The organism is Corynebacterium sp. HMSC05D03, from assembly GCF_001807205.1.
Taxonomy (GTDB): domain Bacteria; phylum Actinomycetota; class Actinomycetes; order Mycobacteriales; family Mycobacteriaceae; genus Corynebacterium; species Corynebacterium aurimucosum.
Genome location: NZ_KV788186.1, coordinates 202,322 through 225,633, shown reverse-complemented (window position 1 = coordinate 225,633; position 23,312 = coordinate 202,322). Strand labels below are relative to the sequence as shown.

Annotated in this window: 16 protein-coding genes, 1 tRNA gene and 3 pseudogenes; 8 read left to right on the top strand and 12 right to left on the bottom strand. The window is 59.0% G+C overall.

Annotated elements, in window-relative coordinates:
* Positions 1-112 precede the first annotated feature (112 nt).
* Positions 113-2,335, top strand: coding sequence for a LamG-like jellyroll fold domain-containing protein (locus HMPREF3147_RS10550; protein ID WP_049154169.1), 2,223 nt, complete (start codon positions 113-115; stop codon positions 2,333-2,335).
* On the opposite strand, the pseudogene HMPREF3147_RS10545 reads toward HMPREF3147_RS10550, so the two are convergent.
* Positions 2,336-3,551 (bottom strand): annotated as a pseudogene (locus tag HMPREF3147_RS10545) (IS1249 family transposase).
* Positions 3,552-3,802: 251 nt separating this feature from the next.
* Between HMPREF3147_RS10545 and HMPREF3147_RS10540 the strand changes: the two are divergent.
* The 5 genes from HMPREF3147_RS10540 to HMPREF3147_RS10520 are packed head-to-tail and all read left to right on the top strand — an operon-like array spanning position 3,803 to position 8,247.
* On the top strand, positions 3,803-4,678 hold the full coding sequence (locus HMPREF3147_RS10540) for an ABC transporter substrate-binding protein (RefSeq protein ID WP_049157735.1): 876 nt from the start codon (positions 3,803-3,805) through the stop codon (positions 4,676-4,678).
* A gap of 29 nt (positions 4,679-4,707) precedes the next feature.
* Positions 4,708-5,640, top strand: a complete 933-nt coding sequence (locus HMPREF3147_RS10535) for a FecCD family ABC transporter permease (RefSeq protein WP_209168001.1) — start codon at positions 4,708-4,710, stop codon at positions 5,638-5,640.
* Positions 5,630-6,613, top strand: a complete 984-nt coding sequence (locus HMPREF3147_RS10530; protein WP_046646996.1) for a FecCD family ABC transporter permease — start codon at positions 5,630-5,632, stop codon at positions 6,611-6,613. Before HMPREF3147_RS10535 ends, HMPREF3147_RS10530 begins: the two co-directional genes overlap by 11 nt.
* Before the next feature lie 2 nt (positions 6,614-6,615).
* Positions 6,616-7,428 (top strand): ABC transporter ATP-binding protein, encoded by an 813-nt coding sequence (locus tag HMPREF3147_RS10525; RefSeq protein ID WP_046646995.1) that lies wholly within the window; start codon positions 6,616-6,618, stop codon positions 7,426-7,428.
* Between the two features lie 24 nt (positions 7,429-7,452).
* Positions 7,453-8,247: a kinesin gene (locus HMPREF3147_RS10520; protein WP_070447323.1), complete on the top strand. Its 795-nt coding sequence runs from the start codon at positions 7,453-7,455 to the stop codon at positions 8,245-8,247.
* A gap of 67 nt (positions 8,248-8,314) precedes the next feature.
* Here HMPREF3147_RS10520 and HMPREF3147_RS10515 read toward each other — a convergent pair.
* From HMPREF3147_RS10515 to HMPREF3147_RS10485, 6 genes and pseudogenes are all read right to left on the bottom strand, one after another.
* Positions 8,315-8,569 (bottom strand): annotated as a pseudogene (locus HMPREF3147_RS10515) (DUF1990 family protein); the annotation flags it as partial.
* A gap of 298 nt (positions 8,570-8,867) precedes the next feature.
* Entirely contained in the window at positions 8,868-10,640 is a 1,773-nt protein-coding gene (locus HMPREF3147_RS10505; RefSeq protein ID WP_029158873.1) for an ABC transporter ATP-binding protein, read from the bottom strand.
* Positions 10,633-12,381, bottom strand: a complete 1,749-nt coding sequence (locus HMPREF3147_RS10500; protein ID WP_070447316.1) for an ABC transporter ATP-binding protein — start codon at positions 12,379-12,381, stop codon at positions 10,633-10,635. Before HMPREF3147_RS10500 ends, HMPREF3147_RS10505 begins: the two co-directional genes overlap by 8 nt.
* 7 nt (positions 12,382-12,388) lie before the next feature.
* A complete protein-coding gene (locus HMPREF3147_RS10495) occupies positions 12,389-13,858 on the bottom strand; it encodes an ABC transporter ATP-binding protein (RefSeq protein ID WP_070447312.1) in 1,470 nt (489 codons plus the stop codon).
* The gene (locus HMPREF3147_RS10490) at positions 13,855-14,526 is read right to left on the bottom strand and encodes an energy-coupling factor transporter transmembrane component T family protein (RefSeq protein ID WP_246815775.1); all 672 of its coding nucleotides are present in this window, start codon (positions 14,524-14,526) and stop codon (positions 13,855-13,857) included. The genes HMPREF3147_RS10495 and HMPREF3147_RS10490 overlap by 4 nt, the downstream gene beginning before the upstream one ends.
* Positions 14,527-14,576: 50 nt before the next feature.
* A complete protein-coding gene (locus HMPREF3147_RS10485) occupies positions 14,577-15,212 on the bottom strand; it encodes an MptD family putative ECF transporter S component (RefSeq protein WP_070447309.1) in 636 nt (211 codons plus the stop codon).
* 140 nt (positions 15,213-15,352) lie between these two features.
* Here HMPREF3147_RS10485 and HMPREF3147_RS12635 point away from each other — a divergent pair.
* Positions 15,353-15,630: pseudogene (locus HMPREF3147_RS12635) on the top strand (IS481 family transposase); the annotation flags it as partial.
* Between the two features lie 21 nt (positions 15,631-15,651).
* Here HMPREF3147_RS12635 and HMPREF3147_RS10475 read toward each other — a convergent pair.
* From HMPREF3147_RS10475 to HMPREF3147_RS10455, 5 genes are all read right to left on the bottom strand, one after another.
* Positions 15,652-15,724: transfer RNA gene (locus HMPREF3147_RS10475), tRNA-Arg, on the bottom strand.
* Between the two features lie 71 nt (positions 15,725-15,795).
* Positions 15,796-16,089 carry a mycoredoxin gene (locus HMPREF3147_RS10470; protein WP_010187687.1) on the bottom strand — a complete coding sequence of 98 codons (294 nt, stop codon included), beginning with the start codon at positions 16,087-16,089 and terminating at the stop codon, positions 15,796-15,798.
* Positions 16,089-16,634 (bottom strand): dihydrofolate reductase, encoded by a 546-nt coding sequence (locus HMPREF3147_RS10465; protein ID WP_070447306.1) that lies wholly within the window; start codon positions 16,632-16,634, stop codon positions 16,089-16,091. The genes HMPREF3147_RS10470 and HMPREF3147_RS10465 overlap by 1 nt, the downstream gene beginning before the upstream one ends.
* Complete coding sequence (locus HMPREF3147_RS10460) at positions 16,634-17,440, bottom strand: thymidylate synthase (protein WP_070447304.1); 807 nt, start codon at positions 17,438-17,440, stop codon at positions 16,634-16,636. The genes HMPREF3147_RS10465 and HMPREF3147_RS10460 overlap by 1 nt, the downstream gene beginning before the upstream one ends.
* A 35-nt stretch (positions 17,441-17,475) precedes the next feature.
* Positions 17,476-18,234, bottom strand: a complete 759-nt coding sequence (locus HMPREF3147_RS10455) for a 3'(2'),5'-bisphosphate nucleotidase CysQ (protein WP_210384594.1) — start codon at positions 18,232-18,234, stop codon at positions 17,476-17,478.
* Positions 18,235-18,268: 34 nt separating this feature from the next.
* Between HMPREF3147_RS10455 and HMPREF3147_RS10450 the strand changes: the two genes are divergently transcribed.
* Positions 18,269-23,233 carry an Lhr family ATP-dependent helicase gene (locus HMPREF3147_RS10450; protein WP_070447301.1) on the top strand — a complete coding sequence of 1,655 codons (4,965 nt, stop codon included), beginning with the start codon at positions 18,269-18,271 and terminating at the stop codon, positions 23,231-23,233.
* Positions 23,234-23,312: the final 79 nt, after the last annotated feature.

Below are 23,312 nucleotides of genomic sequence, written 5' to 3'. Positions count from 1 at the left end.
GCGGCGGATAATCTTTTAAACGGGCGTTCATGCGGTCGTTACGTGGGTGCAAGCTGCGCAGAATACATTTCTGGTGTCTCTTTTGGTTTTATTCACTGTGATTGGAAGATCTATGACGTTTCGCCGCCTGCTCGGCACCGTGGTCACCGCTTCGGTGGCCGGTACGTTCCTTATTGTCCCTGCTTCTGCCGATGAGTCGGTGGAAGGCCTAGGTTCGCGCTTCAGCATCGGTGTGCTGCCGGATACTCAGTTCTATTCCCGTTACTCCACCCCGGAAACCGGCAACCTGGCGCAAGCGCGCTACGGTAGCGAGCCTTTTAAGGCGCAGACCGAGTGGCTGGTGAAGAACCAGCAGGCGCTCAACATGGACTTTGCTACGCACCTTGGTGACGTGGTGGACCAGCCGGACGTCGACGGCGAGTGGAAGGTTGCCGATGAAGCCATGAAGGTCCTCGATGATTCCGACCTGAACTACTCCATCCTCCCGGGCAACCACGACATGATTCAGGATGGTTCAGCGCATCCCTACAACCACTACTTCAACGCCGAGCGTGCCAAGAACGCTAACCCGGAGACCTTCCGAGAACGCCACACTGCAGTGAACAACGACTCTGAGTACCACATTTTTGAAGCAGAAGGCCAGAAGTACCTAGTCTTGGCGCTGGCCTGGCGCGCGGACGATGGAGCCCTGGACTGGGCCCAGGGCGTTCTCGATGCGCACCCAGACCTCCCGGTCATCCTCACCAGCCACGAGGTGCTCAACATCGATGGTGCTGGCGAGGTCTTCTACTCCGATGACTACGGCCAGGGCCTGTGGGACAAGTTCATTAAGAAGAACGACCAGATCTTCCTTACCATGGGCGGACATCACCACGGCGCGGGCTACCGCGTGGACAAGAATGACGCTGGCCACGACGTCATTGGCATCCTGCAGGACTACCAGATGGCTTACCAGGGCGGCAATGGCCTGCTCGGCGTTCTCGAGTTTGACCTCTCCGGCAACGAACTAGAGATGACCGCCCTGTCCCCGTGGGTGGCGCAGAAGCCGGCGGAGGAGCTCACGCAGTTCGACAAGCTCATCCTCGACGGCAAGGGCGATAGCTACCACGTGCCGCTGAACTTCAATGAGCGCTTTGCTGACTTTGCCCCGGAGTGGACCATCGGCGATGAGAACAACCCGGACCTTGGCCAGAAGGCTCGCGACATCGCTGAGGAAGGCTACACCCCGTACACCATCCCGAAGGATCAGCTTCCGGAGGGCCCGAACGACTTCGTGAAGGCCGACAAGACCGTCTTTCACTGGCGCCCGGGCCAGACCAAGAACAAGGACGGCAAGCAGCTTGCCGACGGCGACGTGGCCACCGAGGGCGCTGTCATTCCGGATGCCTTCGGTGCCGACGGTGCCGGCGACCTCGTTCGCGAGGGTGGTCCTTCCAACACGGGCGAGCGCATCACCTACACCAAGGACCACCACCCACTGTCTTCCGATTCTGGTTCCCTCTACTGGTCCGACCCAGCCGGCAAGGCCGCGATGGCGGAGTTCCGGTCCAAGAAAGGCGCGGAGATCAACAAGGTCGATACCTCCGAGGGCTACACCTTTGAGTCCTTCGTGAAGATTCCGAAGGACTTCAACGGCTCTGAGCACGGCTGGGGGAGTGCGCTCTCCCGCGACTCCAGCATCGCCGAGCTTGTCGACGGATCCGAGGACACCGACCCCACCGTCATGTTCGGCATCTCTAACCTGCGTGAGCTGCGCTGGTGGGCGGAGCCCAAGGAAGGTGAAGGTTCCACCGTCTGGTCTCACGAGGTGCCCACCGATGAGTGGATGCACATCGCCGTAGTCAACAAGCCGGATTCCGACACCGTAGAGATGTTCATCAACGGTGCACCCATCCTGCGCAACGCCAAGGGTGCTGAGGGCCTCCTCCCGCGCGACCTGCAGTGGGTTATGGGCGCTGGCTTTGATAACCGCACGCCGCAGGACCCGTGGTACGGCTGGATTGGTGAAACCCGCCTGACCCAGGGCGTTCTGGATTCCGACGAGTGGCTGACCGCCCGCCCGGCCGTGAAGGAGGAAGAGCCGTCGAGCTCCACTACGACGCCTACCGAGCCGACCAAGCCTTCTAAGCCGACCAACACGAAGGAGCCTTCTGCCGACGATATGGCTGCGGCCTTCTTCGCAGGCTCCAGCCGTGGCGCGAAGGTTATCCTCCCCATCATCGCCGTCATTGCAGTCGTCGGCGGTGCCGCCTACGGCCTCATCCCGACCATCAACCGCATCTTCGGTCTTAACATCCCGCAGCCGAAGCTGCCGCAGATCCCGGGTCTGAACTAGTTACCGTTCACCCTCCGTCCCCCGACTCACATTGAGGCGGGGGTTTTCTATTGTGATGGCGATTGAGTGGGTGTACTCGGTGTCGATACCGTTGTCGTAGAGGGCTGGTCGTCCTGTTTCGTGGTCGGCTTGGTTCTCGGTGTGGGTCAGGATGGATACTTTGGCGAGTTGGTCCTGGCCCCAGTGGGACTGTCTGGCGATGCGTAGTGGATCGTCGGGCAGTTCTGTTTTTAGGTACAGCCACCAGTCCAGCATTTTGCGCTGGTGTTCATTTGTTCTGCCCCGGTGAGCACGCGCAATCTCTTTCAGGCGAGCGTTAATCCCGCCTTCAAGACTGTTGGTCGTAGATTTGATGCGGGCAGGTTCTAAGACGCCTTTAGGTTGATTGATGTAGACAAAGAGCATGCCTTGGCGCCATAGATGGTTCAGACTGTTGTAGGCCTTTCGCACGTTGGAATGTGTCCATACCCATGTCCAATTTCCTGTATCAGGGTCTTTAACCCTGGTCCTCTCGTCCATCCACCTGCGGTAGACAGTGTTGAAGTTATGGAGCAATACACCCCAGTCAGCTACCTCTTCTTTAGTTCGCACTCGGGTGAGTTTCAGCGCTAGCGTGTAGATAGCTTTGCCGGCATCAGTGCGCGGACGTGAGGTTGTATAGCGGCGAACTACACGCTGTGCGTGGACGAGGCAACGCTGCACATGTGTTGTTGACCAGCAGGTTTTTATTGCACTTGCTGTTCCTTGCCCGCCATCTGTCGTTGCGATTAACGGGGCGGGGATGCGTTCGAGCAGGCGTGTGTAATCGGGAGCGGTTTCGTGTTTGGCACCAGTGCCAAGCAACAACATGATCGAGGGTGGAAGCTACAATCAAGCATCCGCCAGCGGTGTAGGTACCGTCGAGAAATATCTGGTCATAGACTCGGCCTGTATGTGCCACGGTGGGATCCGGTACGTCAATAAGCCAGTACCATGTAAATCTGCGCTTCATAGTGGAATGGCTTACATTGTTGCGTTTAGCCAGTGCAGTTAGCGAGATTGTGGTGGTGCAATGCTCGATAAAATCCGCAAAAATTCTAGCGTTGGTGACGTCGGGGCGACGTTTGATGCCTGATGCCCCACAGGCTTTACATCGCCATCGTGTGGTTCCTTTGCTGGTAGTTCCGTTGCGTTTCATGTCGCCGCCGCAGTGGCAGCGTGGTCGATTCTTCGGCATCAAGCCACCACACCACCAGGGCCTACCACATCCAGGTAGAAACACCGGGGATTTACCGTCAAGGACAGCGATATACGGTCGTGAAGCCTATACTTTCAACAATCACACTGGACAGTGACTATAAATCACCGATCCCAGACACACTTTCTGACCCTTAACCCATTTTAGCGGACGTGCGGCAACATGGTCCGTATCGGGAACGTGGCAATCAGACCCTAGACAGCAAACCCTTACCTGAGTAAGGTAAGGCTATGCAAAAGAAAGACTTCATGAATGTGCGTGCAGTTATCGCACTCGTAGCCACTCTAGCCCTAGGCGCAGGCCTTGTTGCGTGTTCTTCTGATTCTTCTTCTAAGGAAGGAAACGGAGAAAAGAAGATCGAGCGAGTTGTGGCGCTTGATTGGCGCTACGAGGAAATTCTCAAGGCCCTCGATGTGGACCCAGTGGGAATCGTGGAAATCGGTAAGTCGGAGGCACCGACCACTTTGAAAGGGCAGCTGGGTCAAGCGACCTCTGTGGGCCAGGCCAAGCAGCCGAATCTAGAGGTTATCCAGTCCTTGGAGCCGGATCTGATCCTGGCTAGCCCTACCCGTCAAGCCGATATCATGCCGCAGTTGGAAGAGATTGGGCAGACCGAATCCTACCCAGATGAGACTTACTTGGACGTGCTGGACTCGATGGATGAGATCGCGGCCAAGCTAGGTAAAGAGGAAAAGGCCAAAGAAGTCCGTCAGCGCATCGAGGACAAGATTGCTCATACCAAGGACGCGGTAAAGCCGGGGAGTCGTGCGGTCGTGGCTGGCTGGTCCAGTGAGATGCTCTATACCTGGGTCAACCCTTCCTTCCCCCAGTCGCTACTAAGTGAGGTGGGCTATGACTATGCCTTCGAAGGTGAGAAGTCATCCATCGAATCTAAGACTGATGTAGCGGAACTGACCGGCGATAAGCTCCCTGGTATGAAGGCTGACCTAGTCTTTATGTACAAGGACGTCGATGCGTTTAAAAAGACGCCCTATGCCAAGGGTAGCGGCGACATCGTAGAGGTGGACCAAGATATCTGGTCGCGCGCCCGCGGGCCGCTTTCCGCCGAGCATATGCTCGATGACATCATCGCCGCCGAAGAGTAGTGGCACCTCGAACTAAAACCAGCGTCTGCCTGGTCCTTGCAACCGCTGCCGTCGCCTTCGTGTGGTGGTGGCGGCTTCGCCATGTTCAGGTGCCAGCTGATACCCCGTGGCTGGAAGAAGAGCTGCATAGCGTGGCCTTTGACCGTCTCCTTGCCACCACGGTCGTCGGTATCGCATTAGGGGTAGGCGGGTTATTGCTGCGGACGGCAACTGCGAATCCGCTAGCCGATCCGTCCATCACTGGTGTGAACTCCGGTGCGGCACTCGGCGCAGTCGCAACAGCAATGTTTATAGGAAGCGAAACCTCGAGTGTTGACCAGTTGCCCGGTGCGCTGTTGGGTGCGGGGATTGCTGTGGGGGTGACGGTGGGCGTCGGTAAGAGCGGTGCGATCCAGCGCATGGTACTCGTTGGCGTTGCTGTTTCCGCGCTGTGTAGCGCATTGACCTCCATTTTCTTGGTAGTAGATGAAGCTCAACTGGCTACGGTGATGTCATGGCTTTCTGGTCGGCTTGCCGGTGTGCGCCTAAGCGGTATCATGCCGGCGCTGATTGCCGTGCTGGTCGTGGTTCCCTTGACCTTAGTCGGTGCAAAAACGCTGGACTTGCTCGTAGCAGGCGATGCCGTGGCTGGTGCTGTCGGCGCGAAGCCGGAGCGCATTCGGTTGGCAGCCATTGTGGCGGCGGTAGTGCTTATTGCTCCGGCCGTAGCTGCAACTGGGCCGATTGGCTTCTTGGGGTTGATGGCCGCGGCCGTAGCGTGGCGGGTGTGCGGCTCACACCACCGCATGGGGCTGTGCGTGGCTGGAATTGTTGGAGCAGCGGTGCTTTTGGTGGCCGATTCGGTTGGCCAGGCAATCTGGGCGCCAGCCGAGACCCCAGTGGGCATCGTGACTTCTTTGGCTGGCATGCCATTAGTGTTGTGGGCCGTCCATGCGCTGGGGAGGAGGAAGCATGCGGCATAAGAGATTTGTTGGGGTGCTAGTAGGACTCATCCTGGCGTTGGCGTTGAGCGCAATCATCGGCATGGGCGTCGGTGCGGTGATGAAACCGCCGGGCGAGGTGATCACCGCCTTCGTTACCGGAGAGCCGCTCATCTGGAAGTACCGCGCCCCGCGGATCTTGGTGGGAATCTGCGCTGGTATTGCCATGGCCGTCTCTGGCTGTCTATTGCAGTCCGCGCTACGCAATCCTTTGGCCGCACCAGATACGGTGGGTATTACCTCCGGCGGCGGACTCGCGGCCGTTGCGGTACTCATGGGATCAGGCGCCCTGCCGGCCCACCTGCTGACTTTCATAGCCTTTATTGGAGCGTTGGCTGGAACTGGGCTGGTTCTTCTCCTCGCCGGGCGCGGGGCAAGTGATCCGGTGCGCCTGCCGCTTACCGGGGTGGCGGTATCTTTTGGGCTGGGCGCCATCACCGAATTGCTCCTGGTGCGGGCTGCCCCAGAGGCAGGAGCGGCCATGACATGGTTGAAAGGTTCGCTTTACGCCCGCTCGCTTGGCGATGCCACCATTGTCGCCCCCTTTATCCTTCTCGCCCTAACCGTCGCGATGGTGGTGGCAAAACACCTGGATATGCTCGCGCTGGATGATTCCACCATGGCCGGCATCGGCGTGAGCACCAAGATATGGCGCCTAATAGCAGTAGCCTTAGCCGTCATCCTCGGTGCCGCGGGAGTCGCCGCGGCCGGGGTCTTGGGCTTCGCCGGACTCATCGTCCCCCATGCTGCTCGCTTGGTTGTTGGCGCGAACCTGCGCTGGCAAATACCCGTGGCAGCCCTAGGCGGCGCGGTCCTTGTGACCGCATGCGATACGCTCGGTCGCTGGGCCTTCGCCCCCACGGAAATCCCCGTTGGCGCGCTCATCGCGCTGATCGGTGCACCGTATTTCATTTTCCTATTGACTCGACTGACCCGAGTGCGAAACGGAGGCTAGACATGACACTGACGTGCAGCGGATTAACCGTGGGCTACGGTGGACCCGATGTGGTCAAGGACGTAAATCTTCACTTATCCAGCGGTCAAGTAACCGCTCTGATCGGGCCGAATGGCTGCGGCAAGTCGACGCTTCTCAAGACATTGGGCCGCCAACTTACGCCCAGCGCAGGTGCGGTGTACCTCTCGGACCAAAATATCAGCAAGTATTCCTCGCGTGCCTTTGCCCGTGAAGTTTCTTTTCTGCCACAACATCCCGTGGCTCCGGAAGGGGTATTAGTGCGTGACGTCATCGGTTACGGCCGCTATCCCTATACAGGGGCGCTAGCGACGATGCGGGCCGGAGATCATGCAGCGGTTGAGCGTGCTGCCTCGCGTGCTGGGGTGAGCGAGCTTCTCGACGCCCCCGCGGCAGACCTTTCCGGTGGTCAGCGCCAGCGCGTCTTCCTCGCTATGACTTTGGCCCAAGAAACGCCAATTACCTTGCTTGACGAGCCGACTACTTACCTCGACCCCGCGCACCAATTGTCCATTTTGGATCTGATTCGAGATCTCAATGGCGCCGGGGTCACAGTGGTCATGGTGGTCCACGATATGGTCCATGCCGCGCGTTACGCCGATAGAATCGTAGCCATGCGTGAGGGACGCATTGTGGCCGAAGGGGCCACCGAGGAGGTGATGACCGCTGAACTCGTACGCGAAACCTTCCATGTTGAGTGTTTAGAGATGACTGATCCCTCCACCGGTCGACGCTTTCCCATACCCATTTCCGTGCACGCTCCTGAATTTTCTGGAACCCTAGAAGGAAGAAGATAAATCTATTTAAAGGAGTACGTAGCAATGGCAAACGAACTAGGCCACGAAGTTGACCTGGATCGCAACGAATACAAGTACCTGGCATCTGAGGACACTGTGTCTTCGGCAGCTAACTCTGGCACCTCCGCTCGGTCCGGCGCGGCTGCAACAGGTGCAGGGGTTGCAGCGGCAGGCGCCGCGGGCACAGCCGGCCTATCTACCGCCAGCAAGTACGAGCCGCAGAATCACGTCGTTGCTGGCGCCGACGAAGAGCATGTAGGCTCTGCCTCCGAGCAGCCGGACCTGCAGGAGAAGCTGGATGAGAACAACGCTGACTACGCGCCGAGCCAGCACATCGTAGGTGAGGCGCAGGAAGAGCACATTGGTTCCGCCCCGCAGCAGCCGGACCTGCAGGAGAAGCTGGACGAGGAGAACTCGGACTATGCGCCGAGCCAGCACATCGTAGGCGGCGCGCAGGAAGAGCACATTGGTTCCGCCCCGCAGCAGCCGGACCTGCAGGAGAAGCTGGACGAGGGTAACTTTGACTACGCCCCGAGCCAGCACATCGTAGGCGAAGCAAACGAAGAGCGTGTTGCTACTGCGCCGAACCAGGACAACGTCAACGGTCAGCAGTCCTCTGAGCGCCTGGATCAGCTAAAGGACAAGGCATCCGAGGCTGGTAGCGCCGTCGGCGATGCGTTCCAGCGCGCTAAGGGCTTCGTGGAGGACAAGGCACACGAGTACCAAGAGGAGTCCACGAAGAAGGGTGGCTTCTTTGACCGCGTCAAGGGCGCTGTCCGTGATGCTCGCGAGTCCATCGAAGACAAGCGCAAGAACTAACCAGCGCTGATACTAAGCCGCTTTCCCAGGGCTCGGGGAGGCGGCTTTTGTCGTATGCGCAATCCTGCTAATCGTCTAAGGCGTGAAGGTAGAGTTGGCTAATCAGCAGGCGCCTTGGCACGTCCACAAGTGGGCGCAGGGAGGGGAGGAAGGGCTCTGAGGCGGCGTCGATAAGCAGCAGTGTGCGGCCATCGCGCAGGCGCTCCAGAGCGAAGGTCTCCTCGCCGCGCTCAAGGTGTCCGGGAAGGGTGCCGTAGGTGAACCCGCAGCGGCCGTCCTTGTGGAATACATCGACCACGCGGCAGCGAAAATCCCATGGGCCAAAGCTTCGCGGCGGCCTCTATTTGTTAGAAAGGTCGCTTGACTGATTCGGCTTCACAGTGCTTCGTGGGCCCGAAATCGCTAGGGCAGCATGTGCTTGCCCGTGCGCAAGGAACTGAAGATTAAGGAGAACCATCATGAACAACAAACTGGCGAAGGCATGGCCAACGCCGCGCAGTGGTCGCTCGTAGCCGCTACCGCATTCTTCGCTCTGAGCTTTGTCGGTGCACTTAGGGTGCTCCGTGCTGCGGGGGGGGAGAAGGGTGCCCCCGCAAACAACGCCGATCTCGGTGCCCGCGTTAATCGCGTCCCGAACTGATTTTCCACCCGCGTGCTGCTTTGCGTTGCTGCCAGAAGTGACGGTAGATACCGGGGACATCGGAAAGCTCAGAATGCGTGCCCAGCTGGCTGACTTGCCCGTGTTCATCCAAGACTACGATTTGATCAGCAGATTTGATTGTATCCAGCTTATGGGCGATGACAATAAAAGTAGATTGCTCCCGTAGCTCGTCCATCGCAGCAAGAATGTTTGCCTCATTTTCTGCATCGAGCGCGGAGGTAGCCTCATCAAAGAGTACAATCGGCGCTTGCTTGAGAAGCGCGCGAGCTACAGATACGCGCTGGCGTTCACCACCGGATAGAAGCCGACCGCCTTCACCAACAGGAGTATGCCACCCTAGGCGGTTGGCAATAGAAGTCACGCCTGAAAGATCAGCTGCGCGGAAGACTTCCTCATCGGAGGCGTCGGGACGACCAACGCGGATATTAGCGATTAACGAGTCGTCGAAGAGGTAGACATCCTGAAAAACCATGGACAGTCTGGACATTAACTGTTCGGTTCCAAGCTCGCGGATATCTACGCCGTCAACCATCACCGCCCCGGAATCTACATCCCAGAATCGCGAAATAAGGCGCGCAATTGTGGTCTTTCCGGAGCCAGAAGGACCGACAATGGCGGTAACGGTGCCTGGTCGAGCATGGAAAGCGATATCTACCAATACTGGTTTATCGCCGTATCCAAACGTGACATTACGCAGCTCTACACTTCCCGAACCATCGCCTGGGCGCGGAGTAGTGGGTTCCGGTAGGGAAGGGGCATCGGTGATGAGCTCAGTTTCTGTGAGCGCGATACGGCCGGCATCTAAACCGACGAAAGAAGAACCCAGCTGCTCAAGCGTGCGGGTAAACCTCAAGCTGATTCCGATGATCGCAATTGTTTCTAGTGGCGATAGGGCGCCTTCAACGGCAAGATCCGCGGAGACCATAATGAGAGCCACAATGAAGATCTGCACTACTATGCCGTTGAGTAGCAAAGCTAATGTGGATACCCATAGCTCGCGTATTCGTGCTTTATGGTCGATTTCTAGCGCTTGCTCTAGTGGCGCAAAAACTTGTGATTGTCCTGCCGCGCGCAGGGCTGGTTGACGGTTAGCAAATTCTACGATGCGCTGGGAGAGCTCTTTACTCGGCCCCAGTGCGCGGTTCGATGCTTTCTCACGAATCCATGCAGCCAACTGCATCACCACGAGCGCCAATGGTGCGATGATAAGAAGGACCAAGCCCAGCTTCGGGTTCCAGAAACACGCTCCTACTAACAAGGTGACAAGTGCCGCGCTATCGCGGTATATCGTTCCTTGAATATGCGCAATGGTCTCGGCCGCCACCATAAAGCGATCTGAAACGAGGCGAGATAGGCCGCCGGTATTAGCCGGTACGAACCAGCCGAGCGGTAGCGTTGCTAATTTATCGCCCACAGTCGTGTGCGCGGCTCGGATGAAATCCAAGGCCGTGTGGTAAGAGGCCATGGTTGCGAAAAATCGTAGCGCAAAAGCTACGAGCGCAATTGCCAAAAGCGTCCACATCCATGGTGCGATCGTCGTATCCCCATCGAGTGCCTTTGTAAGTGGCACGAGCGTGAGAACGGCGAGGCCATCAAGCACGCCAACGATAAGCGATAGACAAGCATACCTTTTATTGAGCTTATGGCCTACAGGACTTTGCAGCTTTTTGACACTGCGAGTGAGTAGCGGATCACGAAGACGCGAACTAACAGGCGTAGTGGCATTAGACATGAGAATTATCCTTCATAGGCTTGAGGCAGATTATTTGGTCTGCTCCTTGGATGGACTCCGGCTTGTGGGCGATGACTAAGACGGTCTTGCCTCTGACGAGTGTGGCTAGAGCTGCTTGAATTTCTGCTTCGCAGTCAGGATCAGTTGCCGCAGTAGCTTCATCCAGGATCAAGATTGGGGCATTGGTAATGATTGCCCGGGCAATAGAAATGCGTTGCTGTTGTCCACCGGATAAAGAGGTGTCCTCACCAACAACGGTGTCGAGCCCAGCCGGTAAAGCGCGAATATCAGCAGCTATGTGCGCAGCCTCTGCGGCTTGCCAGATCTCTTCATCGCGGGCTTCTGGGCGTGCAAGGCGAATGTTTTCCCGAATACTCATACGCAGTAAGTGAGGATCTTGTAAGACGAAAGCCACAGTGCGGTACAAACTGTCGAAAGTGAGATCACGGATATCCACGTTGTTGATAGTGATTGTGCCCGAATCTGGATCCTGGAAACGCGCCAACATCGTTGCTGCTGTGGATTTGCCAGACCCGGAGGGGCCAATCAATGCCGTGACAGTGCCTGCATTTAGTTGCGCAGAAAAGTCTTGGAGGACTGGTGTGTCTGGGGCGTAGCTAAAGCTGACCTTATGGAACTCCACCTCCATGTCTTGACTATTGGCGTCGAGGCTCTTTTGGCCTTCTTTCACATGGGAAATTGTCATGACTTCATCAAGGCGCAACGCCGCATTGCCAGCGAGCTGGTAAGACCACATCATTTGGCCGACGGTTTGAATCGTGCCCGGGAGCACCAGCGCAATTAACGTTGTTGCGATGACTTCAGCGACCGTGACATAGCCACCAGCTATCAGCAGGGAACCGACTCCTAGATTGATAAGGATGAGGACAGGAACCGCCACCACAGACTCTGAGATTGCGGAAACACGCAGAAGCGGACGTACCCACTCGTAATAGAATTCCGCGAATTTTTGGGCAGCTTCGCTATATCGAGCGTGGGCTTTGCCAACGGTGCCGAAAGCCTTGACGACGGAAATACCTTCGGAGAACTCCACCGCAGTCGCAGAGACCTCACCCAGATAATTATCCATTTCCGCAGTTTTTGTGCCCATATCTTTCATTGAATATGCTTGGATTGCTAGGAAAATGGGCACAGTGGCAATAGAAAGTAGACCAAGGCGCCAATCCAAGATAAAGGCATAAACCAGAAGCGCGAGGGGCGTAAAGATCGCGGCGACCTTCTCTACAGGAGCATGGGCTGTCAGGGTGTGCAGAGTTAACGTATCGTCCTCGACGGCTTTGCGGACTTTGCCGGAATTAGTCTGGCTAAACCACGAGAGTGGTGCTTTCGCAATAGCGGTAATAATTCGGCGCCGGTTAATCCCCACCAGCTTTGCATCAGCGAAGTGGGTGATTGCAAGGGCAAGGAAATAGAAGAATAGCTGGCCCAAAAATGCAGCAAGTAGCCATTTCACAATGGACGCGACGTCATCAGTATTGCCGTCGATTAGAGCATTTCCCAGTGCCACCAACGCGACGTAGGGTGCTACGGCGAGTACCGAGGATATAAGCGCGAGAAACTGTGCTAAGTAGATGGTTGTTTGCACTGGGGCCAGTAGTTTTTTTAGAGCGACCTGGCCGGCTTTTAGTTTTGCGCGAGCCTCTTCTTCCGGTGACGCACCGTGTGATTCTGGTGCGTGGGTTCCGCTTGATTCTGTGGAACTTTGTTTTAGTTCAGACATTTCTTTCTCAATTCTTGTTGATGTCAGTCATCTCGATGATTCTGGTGACTGATTCTTGGATGAATTCGTGGTCATGGGTGATGACGATGACCACTGCTCCGCTTGCTGCAAGAGATCGAAGTAGCGCAGAGATGGATTGCAGTTGGCGCCAGCCCACGCCAGAGGTAGGTTCATCGAAGATGTAGATCGCTGCTTGCTCGGCTTGGGCTGAAGCTATGGCTAAGCGTTGCCGTTGCCCACCGGACAGAGACTGCGGATGCCGTTGGGCCATTCCTGCCAGATCGAGGCGATGGAGAATCTCATTGACATCGATGTGGTCCCGCTTCTTCTTTGCCAGTCCGAGCGTGACTTCTTCTTCGGTGGTGGCTGCGAATAATTGGCGGCCAACATCTTGCATCACCATGTACGCGGCACGTCTGCGGGCAGCCGCTCCTACTCGTTTGCTGTTCAAACGGAGACTACCGCCGCGTTTGGGAGAAGCAAGACCACAAATGATCCTGGCGAGGGTGGTTTTTCCAGCGCCGTTGGGCCCGATTAAGGCGGTGACTTCGCCGCTGGGGAAAAATGCGTGGTCAATGTTTAATACCTCATGTGCGCCATAAGAAAAACAGATGTTGCTTAGCTCGAGTCCGCTCCGCTGGGGATCGGCGTTTTCGAGCGTGGGTGGTACCGGCACGCTCGCGGGCAGGGGAACATGGTGTAAGCTGCGTAGCCCCAATTGTTTGCGTTCGGGTTCGTCTAAGGCATAAAACTCCTGAGCGCGGAAACTCCGCGTTATTTTTCCCTGAGTCAAGTAAATAACTTGGTCAGCGATATCTTTTAAGAAAAAGAGACGGTGATCAGCGATAATGATCGTTGTGCCTAATTCCTTCAAGCGGTGTAGCACGCGTGCAAGAATATCGATGCTTTCCATAGAGAGATTGGACGTGGGTTCATCGAGAAGCACGAGACTGCCCGGGGACACAAGCGCGCATGCGCATGCCACGGTTTGTAACTGCCCACCGGATAATTCTTTGAATCGCCGGCCCCGAAGATCGTTAATGCCTAGTAGCTCGACCGCTGATTGAATCCTCGACTCAATTTCTTTGGGATCTACACCAAGGTTTTCTAGCCCGAAGGCCAATTCTGCATTGACGCTTTCAGTGAAAAATTGTGTCCTTGGATTCTGGAATACTGAGGCGCTGAACTCGATGGCTCGGGACAGCGGTTCTTCCGCAGGGGTAAAAGCCTGGTCATCCTTTATAATAGTGATGGTGCCTAGTAGCTCTCCTGGATTGAAATGGGGGATGAGTCCGTTGATCAACTTGAGTACCGTGGACTTTCCCGATCCGGAATCACCGGTAATCAGTAGACACTGTCCTGGAGAGACAGAAAAAGACACATCAGATACACCTTGAATGCCTGGCCGAGCGCCCAATGGATATGTAAAAGAAGCGTTGTGGGCGTTTACACTGGTTGCGATACTGCGTTCGTTCATAAGTGGACCTCCGTGGGGAGCCAGACAGAGGCAACAATGAGGCCCAACCCAGCTAGTGCAGTTGCATCGACAAGCTTGAAGGAAAGATCGGCGGTGGTGGTTGGGCGTGTGGGGCCTCCCAATCCGCGGACAAGAGCAGAGGCAGCGAGCTCATCACCAGCGCGGACGACGGCGCCTAATAGGGGGATGATCAGCATCGCGGACGATTGTGTGGGCTGTGTGATCCAGCTTTTTACTCCAGGCTGGAGACCCCGAAGGACCATGGCATCGCGGATCGCTTTGGCTTCTGCCACGATTATCGGCAAAACGCGCAGGAAAACCGCCGGTGGAATGGTGGCCCAGCCTGGTAAACGCAGGTCCCGCAGTGCTGAGGTCAACGTGGATGGTGTGAGAGTGAGCAAGCCGAATGCGCCGATGGACATGCTGATGACAAAACGGCTTAGCCACGAAAAAATTGCCGCTGAAAAAGCGAAAAATGTGGAGCCAGGAAGCTGTAATAGGCCCCAATACCCTAGATAGGATAATGCAAAAGCGAACAGGCAAATAAGACCATAGTGTGGCTTTACTGTAGCTAGTGCGATGGAGCTGAAGGCGATAGAAATCAGCAGTGTCGGTAGGTGGCCGTGGCTGAGAGCTACCGCATTGATTACTAGAACAGAAAGCAGCACGGTCCGTGGATCGATCGAAGATCGACGAAGCACGCCCTGTTTTTGCAGGCTCACAGGAGACCAGCGCTTTCAAAGTGTTTGCGGCTGACGCGAACTCCGACCTTTCCTCCGATAAAGCCGACGATGAGCGCACAAATGGCCAGTACTCCAATGGTCCATGGCTGGAAGATATCCGACATAGCATCGGCGTATTCTTGACCCATTTGGTCTGCGATATCGACGTAGTATGAGTCCGTATCCAGAATTAGCGGGATAAAAGGCAAAGAAATCCAGACACAGAAGATGCCGTAGGCAATAGGGAAGGACTTGGCAATACTGAGGTGGCTTTTTGTAATAATCAAATCTGCGATAAACCCAAGAATTATGCTTCCCAGCAAGGTCCAGAAGTAGTGTCCGGTGAGCATGAATGCTAATCCGTTAATACCACCGACGAGGGTGAAAGCACCCATTTTGGACGTGCGGACGGCATAAAGCGCTAGCACGATTCCGTTTGCGATTGCCGCGATAAACCATCCAATAAACATGAATTGTGGTCCTGCGAATCCAATCATTCCGCTTATAAAGGTGATTACAAAGTAAAGTGCAGCAAAGATGCCAGCGTTGATGAGATCTCTGGTGTTTAAACGTGCCGTCGACCCACTGGATGAGCTTGTACTCCGTGCGGGCGTAGAGGACTGTTTGGTCATAGTAAACCTCGATTCATGAAAATCAGGCAAGGTAAGGCTTGCCTAATACATATAATACTGTTTATAAACTATTTCTAGTATTGATCTGAAGATTCACCCTTAATGGGGGTGAATGCAGATAAGTAGACATCAAACCAGACCACGACTACCGACTAAGTACCGACAAAATCGGCACCAACGGCAAGACAACCCTGCGATGGGGAGGCAAACTACGCCGCCTCTACATCGGACGCAGATGGGGCGGGGAACCAATCACCATGGTCTGCATCGACAACCACGTCGACGTCAAAATAGCCATCACTGGGGCACAAATCGCCGCCTACACACTCACCGAAGAAAAGATCTACTACAACTAGAAAGACAACGAACTCAACCCCAGTCGGGGCAACTAAAAAATCTCGAGACACCGACCGGAACGATGTCTCGAGACTTCACAGCGTGCCCCAGAGAAGATTCGAACTTCCGACACCGGCTTTAGGAGAGCCGTGCTCTATCCCCTGAGCTACTGGGGCGGGGGTGCGTTGCGCACCTAGGTAAGACTAGCAGCCCCGCGTGGGGCGGCGTTAAATGCGTCGCCTTTCGTTTATTCGCCGGCCAGCTCCGCGTACTTGGCGCGGACCTCGCTGGCGGAAGGGTTGGTGGCGTGGGTGCCGTCGGAGTAGAGGACGGTGGGCACGATGCGGTTGCCGTCGTTGACGGACTCGATCCAGGCGTTGATGTCGGCGGTGTCGGGGGAATCCGCTTCGACGTTGACGAGCTCGTATGGGGTTTCGGTGCGGTCCAGGTTTTTGATCAGCTTGGCACAGAACGGGCACCAATCGGCGAAGAAGATGGTGACGTGCTCAGTGGTTTCGGGAGTGGCAACGTTGGTGCTCATTAAGCAGCAGCCTTTCTGTCGTAGGTGAGGAAACGGTATTTCATCGGCAGCTCGCTGGGCGGCTGGCCGGGAATGGTGAGGTGGCCTGATTCGGAGGTCAGCCAGTCACTATCGGCAGACAGACTGAACTCTTCAGGCACGGTGGGGGCCAGTACGACATCTGCGCCGTAGGCATCGCCGACTTGTACACCCATGAGGGTGAGCTCGATGGTATCCACGCGCTCGAGGGCGGAATGGTAGAGCTGGCCGCCGCCGATGATCCAGGCGTCGCCAGGCGCAGCATCAAGCGCGGCGTCGAGGTTATCCACCACGGTGGCGCCCGCAGACCACTCGCCGGGCTCGCGGCTAGAGAGCACGATGTTCTCCCGGCCTGGCAACGGGCGGAACTTGGGGTTGAGGGACTCCCACGTCTTGCGGCCCATGATGACAGGCGCACCCATGGTCACTTCTTTGAAGTGCTTCAGGTCTTCCGGCACGTGCCAGGGCATGACCACGCCGTCACCGATGACGCCGTCGAGGGACTGGGCCCAGATTGCGCCCAGCATTAGACGGACACCTGTGCCTTGATGGTGGGGTGGGGGTCGTAGCCGATGACCTCAAAATCATCGAAGTCATAGTCAAAGAGGCTCTCAGCCTTGTGGAGCTTGAGCTGCGGGTACTCGCGGGGCTCACGGGAGAGTTGCTCTTTGACCTGCTCTATGTGGTCGTTGTAGATGTGGCAATCGCCGCCGGTCCAGATGAGATCGCCCACCTCTAAACCTGCTTGCTGGGCAAACATGTGGGTCAGCGCGGCATAGGATGCCAAGTTGAAGGGCACGCCCAAGAACATGTCGGCGGAGCGCTGGTAGACCTGCATGGACAGCTTGCCGTTAGCGACATAAAGCTGGAACAGCAGGTGGCAGGGCATGAGCGCCATCTTGTCCAGCTCAGAAACGTTCCACGCGGAGACCAAGTTGCGGCGCGAATCCGGATCGTTCTTGAGCGTATCCAGCGCGACCTGAATCTGATCGATGTGCTGGCCATCCGGCGTGGGCCAGGAGCGCCATTGCACGCCATAGACGGGGCCTAGCTCACCGTCCTCATCGGCCCACTCGTTCCAGATGCGAACCTTGTTCTCCTGCAGCCACTTCACGTTGGAGTCACCGCGCAGGAACCACAGCAGCTCACCAATCACGCCGTGGAAGTAGACCTTCTTGGTGGTCAGCAGGGGAAAAGACTCCGCCAGGTTATAGCGAAGTTGGGCACCGAACAGGGAGAGGGTGCCGGTGCCAGTGCGGTCGCCCTTGGGCGCGCCTTCTTCCAGGACGCGGCGCAGGAGGTCCTCGTACGGAGTCTCAATCATGGTCGCCATGATAGCGCTCTTGCGCCCGTGCCACGCGCGTGGGGTTAGTACCCGCCGTTGGCCTCCGCGTAGGCGGCGGCGTGCTCCAGAATCTCCTCTGCCAGCTCCGGGCGGCAGATCAAAAGATCCGGGATGAAGGTGTCCTCATTGTTGAATTTGATGGGGGAGCCATCCAGGCGTGAACAGTGCAGGCCCGCGGCCAAAGCCACGCCCACCGGGGCGGCTTGGTCCCACTCGTACTGGCCGCCGGCATGGATGTAGCCGTCATAGTCGCCCAAGAGCACGTGGATCGCCTTCGCGCCCGCGGAGCCTACGCCGACGGTCTCAAAGCTCATCTTCTCCGCGATGTAATCCGCCACCTTCGGCGGACGGTTGCGGGAGACCACGAACTTCTTTGACAGCGGGCCCGTTACCGCGCGCACATCGGAGGACTTAAAAGTCACGCCCATGTCCGGCATGCCGACGGCCGCGTGGATGGGGGTGCCGTTTTCGACCAGAGCGATGTGGACGGCCCAGTCCTGGCGGCCGGTAGCGAACTCCTTCGTGCCGTCGAGCGGGTCAATGATCCACACGCGGTCCTTCTTCAAACGGCTTAAGTCATCGGCAGCCTCTTCCGACAGGACGCCGTCCTTGGGACGGTGCTGCTCAAGGACGCGGGAGATCCACTCCTGAGCGGCCTCATCGCCGGCATCACCCAGCGCCAAGCCGCGCAGCAGGCCACCGTTGCGCACGCCTTTGAGTATTTCGCCGCAGCCATCGGCGAGGGAGTTGGTTAGACGGGAATCAGAAATCTCAACGGTCATAGTGACCAGATTAGCGCGCGCGATACAGTAGGGCATGTCTAAAAACGTTCTGGCGAAGTTCCGCCCACAGGTGGCCGGGTGGTTCCAGGACGTTTTCGCCGCCCCCACCCCCGTCCAAGAGCAGGCATGGGAGGCGATTTCCGGTGGTGCGAATGCGCTGGTTGTGGCACCGACCGGCTCTGGTAAGACGCTCGCGGCATTTCTGTGGGCGCTGAATTCTTTAGTGGAGCGCGAAGGCCAGACCGCGCTGCCGCTGAGCAATGAACCCTCCCGCGAGGGAGCTCATGATGGCGTGAGAGTGCTGTATATCTCACCGCTCAAGGCTTTGGGCGTGGACGTTGAGAATAATCTGCGTGCCCCGCTCAACGGCATTGCCCGCACCGCCGAGCGGCTGGGCCTAGAGGTGCCGGATATTACCGTCGGCGTGCGCTCAGGGGATACCCCGCAGGCAGAGCGCGCCCGCCAGGTGCGCAAGCCGCCAGACATCCTCATCACCACGCCGGAATCGGCCTACCTCATGCTCACTTCCAAAGCTGCGGGGATTCTGAAGACCGTGGATACCGTCATCATCGATGAGATCCATGCTCTGGCTGGCACCAAGCGCGGCGTGCACCTAGCTCTGACTTTGGAGCGCCTCGGGCTTATCGCCGGGGAGTTCCAGCGCATTGGGCTCTCCGCCACGGTGCGCCCGCTGAGTGCTGTCGCGAACTTCTTGGGCGGCGACCGTCCCGTGGACATCATCGCCCCGCCCGCGAAGAAGCGCTGGCAGCTCGACGTCCACGTGCCGGTCGAGGACATGTCGGACCTGCCCACCCCGGAGCAGGGATCCCCCATCGGGGAGGCGACTGTCGACGACCCCCTGGGTATCACCCAAGGCCCCCAAGACGCCCTGCGCGTACAGGCGCAGCGTGGGGAAACGGACACACACGGCGGGGTAGGAGACTCCGCCCTGCCCACGGCGAAGTCCATCTGGCCCTTCATCGAAGAAGAGCTGTACGCCGAAATTATGGAGCAGCGCTCCACCCTTGTCTTCGTCAACTCGCGTCGCACCGCCGAGCGGCTTACTAGCCGGCTCAACGAGCTTTATGCCCAGGAGCACGATCCAGAATCCTTGAGCCCAGCGACCCGGCGCGACCCGGCCCAGCTGATGAAGCAGGTGGACGTCGCCGGGAAGGCACCTGCCGTTATTGCCCGCGCGCACCACGGTTCGGTGTCTAAGGACGAGCGCGCGTTGACGGAGACGATGCTCAAGGAAGGCACGCTCAAGGCCGTGGTGGCCACGAGCTCTCTGGAGCTGGGCATTGACATGGGCGCGGTGGAGCTGGTGGTGCAGGTGGAATCCCCACCCTCGGTGGCTTCTGGTCTGCAGCGTGTGGGTCGCGCCGGGCACTCCGTGGGTGCGGTCTCTCACGGTTCTTTCTATCCCAAGCACCGCGCGGACCTCGTGCAATCAGCACTCACCGTCGCCCGCATGGAGGAGGGCCTCATTGAGGAGATGCACGCACCGCGCAACCCGTTGGATGTCTTGGCACAGCAGACGGTGGCGGCGGTGGTGGCGTCGGCAAGCGCGAGCACGGGCAAGGGCCTCGAGGCCGACAGCTGGTATGACACCGTGCGCCGTGCCTGGCCCTATAAGGACCTAGCACGCGAGGTCTTCGACTCCGTGTTGGACTTGGTCAGTGGTGTGTACCCGTCGACGGATTTTGCGGAGCTCAAACCCCGGGTGGTCTATGACCGCGTGACGGGCGTGCTCACCCCGCGCCCCGGCGCGCAACGCGTGGCGGTGACCAACGGCGGCACCATCCCGGACCGCGGCATGTTCGGCGTCTTCCTGGTGGGTACTGGTGAGGCTGGTTCCGCGCCGCGCCGCGTGGGTGAGCTCGATGAGGAAATGGTTTATGAAACCCGGGTGGGGGATATCTTCACCCTCGGTGCGACGAGCTGGCGTGTGGAGGAGATCACGCGCGACCAGGTGCTGGTGACACCCGCGCCGGGGCACACGGGGCGTTTGCCCTTCTGGAACGGGGACCAAGCTGGGCGGCCCTATGAGCTGGGCAAGGCGTTGGGTGCATTCCGGCGGGAGGCGCTCGCGGATCCGTCGGTGGTGCGCGGTGCGGATGAGAATGCGCGGCGCAATATCGCCGCCTACCTGCGGGAGCAGAACGAGGCCACCGGGCTTATCCCGGATGAAAAGACGCTGCTGCTGGAGCGCTTCACGGACGAGCTGGGGGATTGGCGCGTGCTGTTGCACACCCCGTTTGGCCGGCCGGTGAATGCGGCGTGGGCGCTGGCGGTGGGGCAGCGCGTGGCGGAGCGCACCGGGATGGATGCCCAGGCCGTGGCAGGCGATGACGGCATTGTGCTGCGCCTGCCGCAGGGGGAGGCGGATCCGGATGCCGCGCTGTTCCTGTTTGATGCTGATGAGATCGCGGACATCGTCACCGAGCAGGTGGGAAATTCCGCGCTCTTTGCTTCTCGTTTCCGGGAGTGCGCGGCGCGAGCGCTGCTTCTGCCGCGGCGCAACCCCGGCAAGCGCGCGCCCTTGTGGCAGCAGCGCCAGCGCGCGGAGCAGCTTCTCGACGTCGCCCGCAACTACCCATCCTTCCCCATCATCCTGGAGACCGTGCGCGAATGCGTGCAGGATGTCTATGACCTGCCAGCACTCACGGAGGTCATGCGGGAGCTGGCGCACCGCCGCGTGCGCATCGCGGAGGTCACCACGGAGCAGCCTTCGCCTTTCGCGTCTTCGCTGTTGTTCAACTACACCGGCGCATTCATGTATGAGGGGGACTCGCCCCTGGCGGAAAAGCGCGCGGCGGCCTTGGCATTGGACCCGGCGCTGCTGGCGAAGCTGTTGGGCACGGTGGAGCTGCGCGAGCTTCTCGACGGCTCCATCATCGCCGAAGTCCACGCCCAGCTGCAGCGCACCACTCCGGAACGCCAGGCGCGCACCACTGAGGAGGTCGCGGACCTGCTGCGCGTGCTCGGCCCCATCCCGATCGAGGAATTCGGCGCGCACGCCACGGTGCCACCCAGCACACTCGATGCGCTCGGCGCGCGGATCATGCGGGTGCGCATCAACGGCCGCGAGCACGTGGCGCAAGCGCTCGATGCGCCGTTGCTTCGCGACGGCCTGGGAATCCCCGTCCTGCCCGGTATTCCTGCACAGCAGGCCACGATTACCGATGCCGTCGATCAGCTGGTCAGCCGCTGGGCGCGCACGCGCGGGCCCTTTGTAGCGCGCGATGTGCAGGAAGCTTTTGGCCTGTCAGCCGCGGTGGCGCACTCGACGCTGAATGGGCTGGATTCCATCCTGGCGGGGCACTACCGGCAAGGCGTGGAGGAACAGGAGTACTGCGCGGCGGAGGTGCTCAAGGTCATCCGCTCTCGCTCGCTGGCGGCTGCCCGAGCTGCCACGCAGCCTGTTTCTCCCGCGGCCTTCGGGCGCTTCCTGCCGGACTGGCAGCAGGTAGCCGCGGTGGGCCGGCGCCCAGTGCTGCGTGGGGTGGACGGCGTCTTCGCCGTCATCGAGCAGCTGGCCGGCGTGCGCCTGCCGGCCTCGGCCTGGGAGAGCCTCATCCTTCCTGCGCGCGTCGGGGATTATTCGCCGACGATGCTCGATGAGCTCACCGCCAGTGGCGAGGTTCTCATCGTGGGCGCGGGCAAGGCCGGCTCCAACGACCCGTGGATCATGCTGCTGCCGGTGGACTATGCCGCGCAGCTCGCCCCGCAGGTCTCTGCGGAGGAGGCTGGCGTGTCCTTGCTGCAGACTCAGCTGCTGGAGGCCTTGCAGGGCGGTGGCAGCTACCTCATCTCCGATATTCAACCGCAGTTGAGCGGTACGCCTGAGGAGGTCAGGGAGGCGCTCTGGGGCCTGATGGAAGCAGGTCTGGTCAGCCCTGATTCCTTCGCTCCCGTCCGCGCCCACCTGGTCGCAGGAGGGCGCTCCGGGCGTACGGCGCATCGCGCGCGGCGCAGACCTTCTCGCTCGCGCTTACGCATGGGGCGCACGTCCTTTGCGCAAGCACACAATGTGTCTGGTGCGCAGGTCGCACCAGACGTGGTGGGGCGCTGGTCGCTGTCCGTTCCCGCGGCCACGGATGCCACGTCGCGCTCCATTGCCCACGGCGAGGCCTGGCTGGACCGCTATGGCGTGCTTACCCGCGGGTCAGTGGTGGCCGAGGACGTCCTGGGTGGTTTCGCCTTGGCTTATAAGGTGCTCTCCGGTTTTGAGGAATCCGGCAAGGCCATGCGCGGTTACGTTATTGAGGGCTTGGGTGCCGCGCAGTTCTCCACGCCCGCGGTCATCGACCGCCTGCGCGGTGTGGATGATTCCCCCGATGTTACGGGCTGGCCCTCCGGAACCCGCGAGCCGCAGACGTATGTTCTTGCCGCGACGGACCCGGCCAACCCTTATGGCGCAGCGCTGTCTTGGCCGCCTACTGATGTTGGCGACTCTGGTGCCCGCCCTACCCGCGCCGCGGGTGCCTTGGTGGTGCTCATGGATGGCCTGCCGGTGGCTCACCTGACCCGCGGCGGGAAGACGCTGACGACGTTCTTTAACGCTCTTCCCGAGGGCATCGAGCGCACCGAGGTACTAGCCGCAGTGCTTGCAGGCCTCAACGAGCTGGTGGCCGCCGGGCGCTTGAGCAAGCTGGTCATTGAGAAGGCGAACGGGCGGCCCATCTTCGAATCAAAGCTTGGCGGTGAGCTGCGCGCACTGGGGGCAGCACTGACCCCGAAGGGCGTGCGGATTACTGGCTCTGCCCACACCGTCCCTTCCGGCCGTGCAGGACAGCACGGCCACTCTGGAGAAACCGCGCGCTCCGCCGAACCTTACCGTCCCGCACGTCGCGGTGGGCGTCGCGCCGTCGAGGCGATGGAGGAGCTCTCCTTCGATGATCTGGACAGCGAAGCTTCTGAGGCCTTGGGGGACCCCGGTGCGCCCGATACACCGGGGAGCCCAGGAGGTTTTCGCCCCCGCCGGCGGCGGCGCTGAATTTTATTTAGCAGCGTTTGGGCATGGGCTTTTCCTAGGTCTACCCTCAGATGTTGATAGACCTATAGAAAAGGAGTCT